General features: G+C 71.6%; 9 protein-coding genes and 2 tRNA genes. 5 read left to right on the top strand and 6 right to left on the bottom strand.

The genetic code is table 11. The features are described 5' to 3' along the window. Positions 1-13 precede the first annotated feature (13 nt). Positions 14-433: a cyclophilin-like fold protein gene (locus G7Z13_RS17345; RefSeq protein ID WP_166000355.1), complete on the bottom strand. Its 420-nt coding sequence runs from the start codon at positions 431-433 to the stop codon at positions 14-16. Positions 434-642: 209 nt separating this feature from the next. Between G7Z13_RS17345 and G7Z13_RS17340 the strand changes: the two genes are divergently transcribed. The 4 genes from G7Z13_RS17340 to G7Z13_RS17325 all read left to right on the top strand — a co-directional run bounded on the left by G7Z13_RS17340 (position 643) and on the right by G7Z13_RS17325 (position 8,085). Continuing rightward, positions 643-2,148 (top strand): cytochrome ubiquinol oxidase subunit I, encoded by a 1,506-nt coding sequence (locus tag G7Z13_RS17340; RefSeq protein ID WP_166000353.1) that lies wholly within the window; start codon positions 643-645, stop codon positions 2,146-2,148. A 20-nt stretch (positions 2,149-2,168) separates the two neighbouring features. Further along, positions 2,169-3,212 carry a cytochrome d ubiquinol oxidase subunit II gene (cydB, locus tag G7Z13_RS17335; protein WP_166000351.1) on the top strand — a complete coding sequence of 348 codons (1,044 nt, stop codon included), beginning with the start codon at positions 2,169-2,171 and terminating at the stop codon, positions 3,210-3,212. A gap of 12 nt (positions 3,213-3,224) precedes the next feature. After that, positions 3,225-6,839 (top strand): thiol reductant ABC exporter subunit CydD, encoded by a 3,615-nt coding sequence (gene cydD / locus G7Z13_RS17330; protein ID WP_166000349.1) that lies wholly within the window; start codon positions 3,225-3,227, stop codon positions 6,837-6,839. A 181-nt stretch (positions 6,840-7,020) separates the two neighbouring features. Then, on the top strand, positions 7,021-8,085 hold the full coding sequence (locus G7Z13_RS17325; RefSeq protein WP_166000347.1) for a M23 family metallopeptidase: 1,065 nt from the start codon (positions 7,021-7,023) through the stop codon (positions 8,083-8,085). Positions 8,086-8,112: 27 nt separating this feature from the next. On the opposite strand, the gene G7Z13_RS17320 is transcribed toward G7Z13_RS17325, so the two are convergent. From G7Z13_RS17320 to G7Z13_RS17300, 5 genes are all read right to left on the bottom strand, one after another. Continuing rightward, positions 8,113-9,000 (bottom strand): HAD hydrolase family protein, encoded by an 888-nt coding sequence (locus G7Z13_RS17320; protein WP_206313086.1) that lies wholly within the window; start codon positions 8,998-9,000, stop codon positions 8,113-8,115. Positions 9,001-9,101: 101 nt separating this feature from the next. After that, complete coding sequence (locus G7Z13_RS17315) at positions 9,102-10,004, bottom strand: LLM class flavin-dependent oxidoreductase (RefSeq protein ID WP_166000343.1); 903 nt, start codon at positions 10,002-10,004, stop codon at positions 9,102-9,104. 99 nt (positions 10,005-10,103) lie between these two features. Then, a complete protein-coding gene (locus G7Z13_RS17310) occupies positions 10,104-10,652 on the bottom strand; it encodes an RNA 2'-phosphotransferase (protein ID WP_166000341.1) in 549 nt (182 codons plus the stop codon). Between the two features lie 230 nt (positions 10,653-10,882). Continuing rightward, positions 10,883-10,955 (bottom strand) — tRNA-Arg (locus G7Z13_RS17305). Positions 10,956-11,178: 223 nt separating this feature from the next. Next, a tRNA-Ser gene (locus G7Z13_RS17300) sits at positions 11,179-11,269 on the bottom strand. Positions 11,270-11,495: 226 nt separating this feature from the next. Between G7Z13_RS17300 and G7Z13_RS17295 the strand changes: the two genes are divergently transcribed. Next, positions 11,496-11,987 (top strand): SSI family serine proteinase inhibitor, encoded by a 492-nt coding sequence (locus G7Z13_RS17295; RefSeq protein WP_166000340.1) that lies wholly within the window; start codon positions 11,496-11,498, stop codon positions 11,985-11,987. Positions 11,988-11,996: the final 9 nt, after the last annotated feature.

The raw sequence follows: 11,996 nt of genomic DNA, 5'->3' as shown, positions 1-11,996 counted from the left end.
AGCAGCGGAGCCCCTACAGCTCCGCAAGCTCTACGCGCACAGGGTCGCCGTTGCGTACGGTCGCGAGGAGACGGGGGTCGCCGTCGAGGCGGCCGAGGACGTTGCAAGGGCTGGCGAGGCGGCATTCGTCGCCCCGCGAGATCGGAGTGGGGCCATAGGGGAGGGCGAGGGCGTCGCCGTCGGTCCAGAAGGCGACCGTGCCCGGCTCCACGACCTGGCGGGCGTCGGTTTCACGTGAAACCGAGACTACCGTGTCGAAGTAGACCTCCTCACCCCAGGTGTGCGCGGTGGAGACGAGCGGCAGCGCCTTGGCGAGGGCCTGGGTCGTCGGGGTGTGGTCGAGGGTTGCGGTGAGGTGTCCGGCCGGCCAGGAGATCCGTATGCGGGTCGGTGGCTGCGCCTCTGGGTGTGCCTGTGAGTGCTGTGTGTGCATGGCGGGCAATTCAACAAGGCGTTGAAGTCGCTGCCAAGAGGGTGCCGCTGCGGCCAAGGTGGGACCCCCCTGCAGATGGCGAGAATCGGTGCGTCATAATTGCTTGTGAATGTGAACGCGTTCACAAGCGCGTCCCGGTTGCTCCCTTGTTGGGTGTGACAAAGGGTCGCAAACTGCCGTGTCCACGGCGAGGTAAGGAGACTGACGACGTGGAATTGGCTCTGGCGCCCGAGACTCTGGCGCGTTGGCAGTTCGGCATCACCACCGTCTACCACTTCCTGTTCGTCCCCCTGACGATCTCGCTCGCCGCCCTCACCGCCGGCCTCCAGACCGCGTGGGTGCGAACGGAGAAGGAGAAGTACCTCCGGGCCACGAAGTTCTGGGGCAAGCTCTTCCTGATCAACATCGCGATGGGCGTCGTCACGGGCATCGTGCAGGAGTTCCAGTTCGGCATGAACTGGTCCGACTACTCCCGCTTCGTCGGCGACGTCTTCGGCGCCCCGCTCGCCTTCGAGGCCCTCATAGCCTTCTTCTTCGAGTCCACCTTCATCGGCCTGTGGATCTTCGGCTGGGACAAGCTGCCCAAGAAGATCCACCTGGCCTGCATATGGATGGTCTCGATCGGCACGCTGCTGTCGGCGTACTTCATCCTGGCGGCGAACTCGTGGATGCAGCACCCGGTCGGCTACCGGATCAACGAGGAGAAGGGCCGCGCCGAGCTGACCGACTTCTGGCTGGTCCTCACCCAGAACACCACGCTCAACCAGGTCTTCCACAGCTTCTCGGCCGCCTTCCTCACCGGTGGCGCCTTCATGGTCGGCATCGCCGCCTTCCACCTGCTGCGCAAGAAGCACATCCCCGTGATGCGCACCTCGCTCCGGCTCGGCCTGGTCACCCTCGCGGTCGGCGGCCTGTTCACCGCGATCAGCGGCGACACCCTCGGCAAGGTCATGTACGAGCAGCAGCCGATGAAGATGGCCGCCGCCGAGGCGCTGTGGGACGGCGAGAAGCCGGCACCCTTCTCCGTGTTCGCCTACGGCGACGTCGACAAGGGCCACAACAAGGTCGCCCTGGAGATCCCCGGCCTGCTGTCCTTCCTCGCCCACAGCGACTTCGAGTCGTACGTCCCGGGCATCAACGACACCAACGAGGCCCTGCAGGAGAAGTTCGGACCCGGCGACTACAAGCCCATCGTCCCCGTCGCCTACTGGGGCTTCCGCTGGATGATCGGCTTCGGCATGGCCTCCCTCTCGCTGGGCCTGCTGGGCCTGTGGCTGACGCGGAAGAAGTTCATGCTCCCGCCCGCCTACCGCACCGGCGAGGACGAGGTGCCCCATCTCGTCCTGCTGAAGAAGCCGCTCGGCACCAGGCTCACCCGGCTGTACTGGCTGCTCGCCCTGTGGACGATGGGCTTCCCCCTGATCGCCAACTCCTGGGGCTGGATCTTCACCGAGATGGGCCGCCAGCCGTGGGTCGTCTACGGCGTGCTCCAGACCAGGGACGCCGTCTCCCCCGGCGTCTCCACCGCCGAGGTCCTCACCTCGATGATCGCCTTCACCACGCTCTACGCCGTCCTCGCCGTGATCGAGGTCAAGCTGCTCGTGAAGTACGTCAAGGCCGGCCCGCCCGAGCTGACCGAGGCCGACCTCAACCCGCCCACGAAGATCGGCGGCGACCTCCGTGACGCCGACAAGCCGATGGCCTTCTCCTACTAGGCCGAGGGAGCCGCACAGTCATGGAACTGCACAACGTCTGGTTCGTCCTGATCGCCGTCCTGTGGACCGGCTACTTCTTCCTGGAGGGCTTCGACTTCGGGGTCGGCATCCTCACCAGGCTGCTGGCCCGTGACCGGCCCGAGAAGCGGGTGCTGATCAACACGATCGGCCCCGTCTGGGACGGCAACGAGGTCTGGCTGCTCACCGCGGGCGGCGCCACCTTCGCCGCCTTCCCCGAGTGGTACGCCACCCTCTTCTCCGGCTTCTACCTGCCGCTGCTGCTCATCCTCGTCTGCCTGATCATCCGCGGTGTCGCCTTCGAGTACCGCGCCAAGCGGCCCGAGGAGCACTGGCAGCGCAACTGGGAGACGGCGATCTTCTGGACCTCGCTGCTCCCGGCGTTCCTGTGGGGTGTGGCCTTCGCGAACATCGTGCGGGGCGTGAAGATCGACCGGGAGCTGGAGTACGTCGGCACCCTCGGCGACCTGCTCAACCCGTACGCCCTGCTCGGCGGGCTGGTGACGCTGACGCTGTTCACCTTCCACGGCGCCGTCTTCGCGGCGCTGAAGACGGTCGGGGAGATCCGGGAGCGTGCCCGCGAGCTGGCGCTCCGGGTCGGTCTCCTCACGACCGCGCTCGCGCTGGTCTTCCTGCTGTGGACGCAGGTGAACAGCGGGAACGGCAAGAGCCTGATCGCCCTCGCCGTGGCGGTCGCCGCGCTGGCCGTGGCCCTCGCCGCGAACCGGGCGGGCCGCGAAGGCTGGGCGTTCACGCTCTCGGGGCTCACGATCGTGGCCACCGTGGCCATGTTCTTCCTGGCGCTCTTCCCGAACGTCATGCCGTCGACGCTGAACCCCGACTGGAGCCTGACGGTCACCAACGCCTCCTCCAGCCCGTACACCCTGAAGATCATGACCTGGCTGGCGGTCCTCGCGACGCCGGTGGTGCTGCTCTACCAGGGCTGGACGTACTGGGTGTTCCGCAAGCGGATCGGCACCCAGCACATCGCTCCCGACGCGCACAGCGCCCCAGCGGCGCCCTCCACCCCCGAAGCCGTCCACTGAGGTGTGTTTCACGTGAAACCGATCGATCCGCGGCTGCTCCGTTACGCCCGTGCCACCCGGTTCTTCCTGGTGGCGGTCGTCGGCCTGGGAGCCCTCGGTGCCGGGCTGGTCATCGCGCAGGCGATGCTCATCGCCGAGACGGTGGTGGGCGCCTTCCAGCACGGGATGACGGTCACCGAACTGCGCACCCCGCTGCTGCTGCTGGCGGCGGTCGCCTGCGGCCGTGCCCTGGTCGGCTGGCTCACCGAACTGGCCGCACACCGGGCGAGCGCGGCGGTGAAGTCGGAGCTGCGGGGACGGCTGCTGGAACGGTCGGCGGCGCTCGGTCCGGGATGGCTGAGCGGACAGCGCACCGGTTCGCTGGTGGCGCTGGCCACGCGGGGAGTCGACGCCCTCGACGACTACTTCGCGCGGTACCTGCCCCAGCTGGGGCTCGCGGTGGTCGTCCCGGTGGCGGTGCTGGCGCGGATCGTCACCGAGGACTGGGTGTCGGCGGCGATCATCGTCGGCACCCTGCCGCTCATCCCGGTCTTCATGGTGCTGATCGGCTGGGCCACCCAGTCCCGGATGGACCGTCAGTGGCGGCTGCTGTCCCGGCTGTCCGGGCACTTCCTGGACGTGGTCGCCGGACTGCCGACGCTGAAGGTGTTCGGGCGGGCCAAGGCCCAGGCCGAGTCGATCAGGCGCATCACCGGTGAGTACCGCAAGGCGACCCTGCGCACCCTGCGGATCGCCTTCCTCTCCTCCTTCGCGCTGGAGCTGCTGGCCACCCTCTCGGTGGCCCTGGTCGCGGTGACGATCGGCATGCGGCTCGTGCACGGCGAGATGGACCTGTACATCGGCCTGGTCATCCTCATCCTCGCGCCCGAGGCCTATCTGCCGCTCCGGCAGGTCGGCGCCCAGTACCACGCGGCGGCGGAGGGCCTGGCGGCCGCCGAGGAGATCTTCTCGGTACTGCAGACCCCCGTGCCGGCCTCGGGCACCGCCCCCGTCCCGGACGGCCCGCTGACCTTCGAGAACGTGACCGTCCGCTATCCCGGCCGCACGACGGACGCCGTCTGCGGCGTCTCCCTCACCATCGCACCCGGCGAGACGGTCGCACTCGTCGGCCCGAGCGGCGCGGGCAAGTCGACGCTGCTCAGCGTCGCGCTGGGATTCGTACGGCCCACCGCGGGCCGCGTGCGCACCGGGGAAGCCGATCTCGCCGACGTGGACCTGGAGCAGTGGCGCGCGCGGATCGCCTGGGTGCCGCAGCGACCGCATCTGTACGCCGGGACGATCGCCGAGAACGTCCGGCTGGCCCGCCCCGACGCCGACGACGAGGCCCTGCGCCGGGCGCTGCGGGACGCGGGCGCGCTGGAGTTCGTCGACGCCCTTCCCCAGGGTGTGGACACCGTGCTGGGAGAGGACGGGGCCGGACTGTCCGCCGGCCAGCGCCAGCGGCTCGCCCTTGCCCGCGCGTTCCTCGCCGACCGGCCCGTGCTGCTGCTGGACGAGCCGACGGCCGCGCTGGACGGGGCCACGGAGGCGGAGATCGTCGCGGCGGTCCGGCGACTGGCGGCCGGACGCACCGTGCTGCTCGTGGTGCACCGGCCGGCGCTGTTGGACGTGGCGGACCGGGTCGTACGGCTGGCCGGGGCGGACGCGTGCGGGGACACGGTGACGGGCCGCTCGGCCGGTCAGGGAGTACGCCCCGCCGAGACGGACCCCGTCTCGGGCACCGCCGTCGAGGACCCCACCACCGCTTCCGCTTCCGCCACGGCCGCCACCGCTTCCGTGTCCACCACGGTCACCACCGCACCCGCTTCCGCCACGGCCGCCGTCGCTCCCGGCACGCCCGCCGCCGCTGGCGGCGTCCTCGCGCGTGTCCGCGCCATGTCCGGCGCCCGCCGGGGCCGCCTCGTCCTCGCGCTGCTGCTCGGCAGCCTCGCGCTCGGCAGTGCCGTCGGACTGATGGCCACCTCCGGCTGGCTCATCTCCCGTGCCTCGCAGCAGCCGCCCGTGCTGTATCTCATAGTGGCCGTGACGGCCACGCGGGCCTTCGGGATCGGCCGGGCGGTGTTCCGGTACGCCGAGCGGCTGGTGTCGCACGACGCGGTGCTGCGGATGCTGGCCGACACCCGGGTCGCCGTCTACCGGCGCCTGGAGCGGCTGGCGCCCGCGGGCCTGCGCGGCACCCGCCGGGGCGACCTGCTCTCCCGGCTCGTCGCCGACGTCGACGCCCTCCAGGACTACTGGCTGCGCTGGCTGCTGCCCGCCGGAGCCGCCGTCGCGGTCTCCGCCGCCTCCGTCGGCTTCACCGCCTGGCTGCTGCCCGAGGCCGGTGCCGTCCTCGCCGCCGGTCTGCTGGCGGCGGGCGCCGGGGTTCCGCTGATCACGGGCGCCGTGGCCCGCCGCGCCGAGCGCCGGCTCGCCCCCGCCCGGGGCGTCCTCGCGACCCGCGTGGCCGACCTGCTCACCGGCACCGCCGAGCTGACCGTCGCGGGCGCCCTGCCCGACCGTACCGCCGACGCCCGGCGGGCCGACGCCGAGCTGACCCGGATCGCCTCCCGCGCGGCCACCGCCACCGCCCTCGGTGACGGGCTCATCGCGCTGATCTCGGGTCTGACCGTGGCAGCCGCCGCGCTCACGGGCGTCCAGGCCGTCGCCGACGGACGGCTGAACGGTGTCGCGCTGGCCGTGGTCGTGCTCACGCCGCTGGCCGCGTTCGAGGCGGTCCTCGGGCTGCCGCTCGCCGTGCAGTACCGGCAGCGGGTGCGCCGCGGCGCGGAGCGCGTGTACGAGGTGCTGGACGCGCCCGAGCCGGTACGGGAACCGCGGCGCCCCCGGCAGGCGCCCGCGACCCCGTTCCCACTAATCCTGCGGGACCTGGCCGCCCGCCACCCCGGGCAGGACCGGAGCGCGCTCGCCGGGCTGGACCTGACGCTGGAGCGGGGCCGCCGGATCGCGGTGGTCGGCGCCTCGGGCTCCGGCAAGACCACGCTGGCGCAGGTGCTGCTGCGGTTCCTGGATTCCCGCGCCGGCTCGTACACGCTGGCCGGTGTGGACGCGTACGCCCTCGGCGGCGACGACGTACGACGGCTCGTCGGGCTGTGCGCCCAGGACGCGCACCTCTTCGACAGCACCGTGCGCGAGAACCTGCTGCTCGCCCGGCGGGACGCCACGGAGGCGGAACTGCGGGACGCGTTGGCCCGGGCCAGGCTGCTGGACTGGGCCGACAGCCTGCCCGACGGGCTGGACACGCTGGTCGGCGAGCACGGGGCCCGGCTCTCCGGCGGCCAGCGACAGCGGCTCGCCCTCGCGCGGGCGCTGCTCGCCGACTTCCCGGTGCTCGTCCTCGACGAGCCGGCCGAGCATCTGGACCTGCCCACTGCCGACGCGCTCACCGCGGACCTGCTGGCCGCCACCGAGGGCCGTACGACCCTGCTCATCACGCACCGGCTGGCCGGGCTGGAGGACGTGGACGAGGTCATCGTGCTGGACGCCGGACGGGTGGTGCAGCGCGGGCCGTACGCGGAACTGGCCGCGGCGGACGGCCCGCTGCGCGAAATGGCGGCGCGGGAAGCCGCTGCGGAACCGCTGACGGCGGCGCGGGAGGCGGCAGCGGAACCGCTGACGGTGGCATGAGTCCGGTGCCGGACGGACGCCGACAGCCGCACAGACGCCGACAACCCTGCACCATGGGCGGACTGACTGACCATCACCCTGTCCGGCGACTGCTCCATACGACTCCATAAACGCCGGCCGGTTCCCCCATGCGTACGACTTGAACAGGCCGGGGGCGACGGCGCGGGCCACGATCGCTGACATGCTCTCTCCTCGCCGTCAACCCCGGCTCTTCGCGGTGCTCGTGTGCGCGCTCGCCGTCCTGGCCGCCCGGCCCGCCGACGTTCCCGGCGGCTCCGGGGCCGGGACGGAGGTGGCGCGGCTGTACCAGGACGCGGCGCTGGCGACGGAGCGGTACGAGCAGGGGCGGAGCGAGGCGGAGGCGCAGCGCGCGGAGGCCCAGCGGCTGGAGGGGCTGCTGGAACGGCAGCGGCAGGAGATCGCGGCTCTCCACGAGGACCTGGGGCGGATCGCCCGCGCCCAGTATCGCGACGGCGGGGGACTCCCGCTCGCCGCGCAGATGATCCTGGCGGACAGCCCGGAGGAGCTGATGCGCGGTCAGCGGGCGTACTCACAGGCCGATACGGCAGTGAACAACGCGATCGCCAAGAGCCGCCGCGCGGAGGCCCGGCTGGCCACCGACGAGGCGAAGGCGCGGGAGGCCTGGCAGGCGCTGGAGGCACGGAACGCCGAACGCGCGGCGATGAAAAGGTCCATCGAGCAGAAGCTGGAGGAGGCGCGGCAGCGGCTGCAGGGCGAGGCGAACGCCTCCGCGGCGGCGGGCAGCTGCCGGGGCGCGGTGCGACTGGACCAGCCGGAGATGAACTTCACGAACGACTGGGTCGCGCCGGTGGAGACCTACGCCCTCTCCGCGGCGTTCGGCAGCGGCGGGGCGCGGTGGGCCAACCGGCACACCGGGCAGGACTTCGCGGTGCCGATCGGCACACCGGTGCGGGCGGTCGGCGCGGGCACGGTGGTGCGGACCTCCTGCGGCGGGGCCTTCGGCATGGAGATCGTGCTGGAGCACCCGGGCGGCTACTACACGCAGTACGCCCACCTGGCGTCCATCGCTGTCGAGCAGGGCGAGCAGGTCCGGACCGGCCAGTGGATCGGCCAGTCCGGCACGACCGGCAACTCCACGGGGCCGCATCTGCACTTCGAGGTTCGGGTCACCCCGCAGCTGGGCTCGGGGATCGACCCGGTGCCCTGGCTGGCGGCGCGCGGCGTGTCCCTCGGCTGGCCCGCCACCACCCGCCTCGGCGGCTAGCCCGCTGCCACCGACACCAGTGGCCGCTCAGCGGCGCTCGGCCAGCAGCCGCTCGATCACGACCGCCACACCGTCGTCGTTGTTGGCGACCGTCCGGCCCGACGCCGCCGCGACCACGTCGGGGTGGGCGTTGCCCATGGCGTACGACCGGCCGGCCCAGGTCAGCATCTCGACGTCGTTCGGCATGTCCCCGAACGCGACGACCTCCTCGTGGGAGATGCCGCGCTCGGCGCAGCACAGGGCGAGCGTGCTGGCCTTGGAGACGTCCGGACCGCTGATCTCCAGCAGGGCGCTGGGGCTGGAGCGGGTGACGTTGGCGCGCTCGCCGATGGCGAGGCGGGCCAGGGTGAGGAAGCCGTCCGGGTCGAGCGTGGGGTGGTAGGCGAGGATCTTCAGCACCGGCTCGCCGGCCCCGGGTGCGTCGGCCGCCAGCAGCTGCTCGGCGGGCGCGAGCGCGTCCGGGATCTCCATGTGCAGCTTGGGATAGTCCGGCTCCTGGTAGAAGCCGTACGTCTGCTCCACGGCGAACACCGTGCCGGGCGCCGCGTCCCGCAGCAGCCGTACGGCGTCCAGCGCGTTCTCCCGGGCCAGCTCGCGCACCTTCACGAACCGGTGGGTGCCGGGACCGCCGTGCAGGTCGACCACGGCGGCGCCGTTGCCGCAGATCGCCAGGCCGTGGCCGTGGACATGGTCGCTGACGACGTCCATCCAGCGGGCGGGGCGGCCGGTGACGAAGAAGACCTCGATTCCCGCCTCCTCGGCGGCGGCGAGGGCGGCGACCGTGCGCGGGGACACCGACTTGTCGTCGCGCAGCAGCGTGCCGTCGAGGTCGGTGGCGATCAGCCGGGGCGGTATCGCGGGGGCCGGGGTCTCGGGCTGTCGAGTCGCTGAGGTCACCCGGCCATTCTCGCGCATATGCCTGCACGGCCGTGCGGTAGTCCGCACATCTGAGAGGCGACGGTCGTCACACGCCCCGTCGCTCACGGTCACCGGAGCCGGCCCGCGCCGTGCCTTGCTCAGGCCAGCTGTGCCGGTGCCTCCATGGCGATCTGCTCGAACACCTTCTGCTCGGCGGCGAAGTCCGAGCCGGGGATCGGCCAGTGGATCACGATCTCCGTGAAGCCCAGCTCACGGTGGCGGCCGGCGAAATCGACGAACGCGTCGAGGGACTCCAGGGGCCGGCCGCGGTCCGGGGTGAACCCGGTGAGAAGCACCTTGTCGAGCGCGGTCACGTCCCGGCCGATCGCCGCGCAGGCGGCGGCCAGCTTGTCGATCTGCCCGCGGAGGGCCGCGAGCGACTGCTCGGGCGTGCCGTTCTCGTACAGCTTCGGGTCGCCGGTCGTCACCCAGGCCTGCCCGTACCGGGCGGCGAGCTTCAGGCCGCGCGGGCCGGTGGCCGCGATGGCGAAGGGCAGCCGGGGGCGCTGCACGCAGCCGGGGATGTTCCGGGCTTCGTGCGCCGAGTAGAACGCGCCCTCGTGCGTCACCGAGTCCTCGGTGAGGAGACGGTCGAGCAGGGGCACGAACTCGGCGAACCGGTCGGCCCGCTCACGCGGCGTCCAGGGCTCCTGGCCGAGCGCGGTGGCGTCGAAGCCGGTGCCGCCCGCGCCGACACCGAGGGTGATCCGGCCGCCGGAGATGTCGTCGAGGGAGATCAGCTCCTTGGCGAGGGTCACCGGGTGCCGGAAGTTCGGCGAGGTCACCAGCGTGCCCAGCCGCAGCCGCTCGGTCACCGCCGCGGCGGCGGTCAGCGTGGGCACGGCACCGAACCAGGGGCCGTCTCGGAAGCTGCGCCAGGACAGATGGTCGTAGATGTAGGCGGTGTGGAAGCCGAGCTGCTCCGCGCGCTGCCAAGCCTCCTTGGTCCCTTCGTGCCAACGGCGGTACGGGAGGATCACGGTGCTCAGGCGCAGACTCATGCCATCGAGCCTAAGCGCCCCTCCACGTTTCACGTGAAACAGCGGCCGTCTCCTCTGCCACAGCCGTCGGTCTCACCCGCCCCACGATCCGCCACCGGCTCAGTGCCGCTCCGGGAACCGCAGATACCGCGGCGGCACCGCGCGCGTCAGCCACACTCCGTTCGCGCTGACCCGGAACTCATGACCGTCCCGGTGCATCGCCCCGGCGTCCACCGCGAGCACCACCGGCGGGCCCCTGCGGGCGCCCACCCGCGTCGCGGTCTCCCGGTCGGCGGAGAGGTGCACGTCGTGCCGGTTCATCGCCCGCAGCCCTTCCGCGCGGATCGCGTCCAGGGCGCGGGCCACGGTCCCGTGATAGAGGTACGGCGGCGGCGCGACCGCCGGCAGGCCCAGGTCCACCTCGACGCTGTGGTCCTGGCTGGCCCGGATCCGGGTGCCCTCGACCGCGAACCGCTGCTTGTCGTTCGTGGCGACGACATGCTCCAGTTCCGCGCGGCTGAAGCGGAACCCGTGCGCGGCGGCGGCCGCGATCAGGGTGTCGATCTCGACCCATCCCCCCTCGTCCAGCTCCAGCCCGATCCGCTCCGGCTGGTGCCGCAGATGCTTCGAGAGGTACTTCGACACCTTCACGGTGCGTCTCTCATCCATGCGGCCAGGGTGCCGGGAGAGACGCGGATCACGCATCCGATTCACATCTGGAGGTTTGATCCACAGCAAGTCCAGTTATCCACAGGCCGATTGGCCATCCCTGTGGACAACCTCAACCTTGAGCGGGCCCGTCCGCGTGGCGGTCTACGCCTCGGTTCACGAATCCGTCCGCGTGTCGACTCACGAGAAACGCCAGAGGCCCCGGATCTCTCCGGGGCCTCTGCTCTGTGCGCACTCGGCAGGATTCGAACCTGCAACCTTCTGATCCGTAGTCAGATGCTCTATCCGTTAAGCTACGAGTGCTTGTTCTTTTTTCTCCGCCGCTCCCGTTCCTTTCGGCCCGCTCGCGGCGACAGGAAGAACATTACATGACTGCCGCCGTCATGTGAAATCCGTTTGGTTCACCCCGCCTGACCTGCGGAAACGCGGGATGAGGGAGGTGGGGGGAGGGGTAGGGCGGAAGGGGGCGGAGGCGTGGAACGACGAAACCCCGGTCCGTGGGGACCGGGGTTTCGGTGATCTTGCGCGGAGGCGGAGGGATTTGAACCCTCGATGGGCTTTAAGGCCCAAACCGCATTAGCAGTGCGGCGCCATAGACCGGACTAGGCGACGCCTCCAGCACAGCCGCCCGCGCAAGCGCGAGTGGTGCGTGCAGATGATGACACAGTCGAGCGTGCTGTCACCAATCGCCCCCCACGGTACTAGGCAGGCGGGCCGCAGGGCAAAGGGCTTCCCGGGACGCGTCGCAGGTCGTCGCCGAGTGCGCCGCCGTGGTCGTCGGCCCGACGGTTGTGCGAGCGCCGTCGAACGCAACGTACCGGCGCGTCAGGCGTTGGTCAGGTCATGTTGCGGATCACCACCCCCCACACGGTCCGGCGGCTGCTCGTCGCCGCCGGCGCTTCCCTCGCCGCGCTCGGCTCGCTCGCCGCAGCGCCCACCGCCGCCGCCATCCCGGCCCCGTCGCCCGTGCTGCCGCCGCCCCTCCAGGGCGTCGAGCGGACCGGCGGCGATCACCACCTCACCGTCACCGTCCGGGGCGCCGGCGGCGGAGCGGACGGAACCTTTCGGGTCGACTGCCACCCGGCGGGCGGCGACCACCCCGACGTGGCCGGCGCCTGCCGCGCGGTCGACCGGAACACCCGGTGGGGCCGCGAGCCCTTCGCCCCGGTCGCCGAGGGCAGCGTCTGCACCATGCAGTACGGCGGCTCCGCCACCGCCCGTGTCACCGGGACGTGGGCCGGACGCCCCGTCGATGCCACGTTCGACCGCAGCAACGGCTGCGAGATCGACCGCTGGAACCGGCTCGTGCCGTTGCTGCCCGACCTGAGCACATAAGGAGAGGGA

This window comes from Streptomyces sp. JB150 (genome assembly GCF_011193355.1).
Classification (GTDB): Bacteria; Actinomycetota; Actinomycetes; order Streptomycetales; family Streptomycetaceae; genus Streptomyces.
This window is presented reverse-complemented; position numbering and strand designations above follow the sequence as displayed.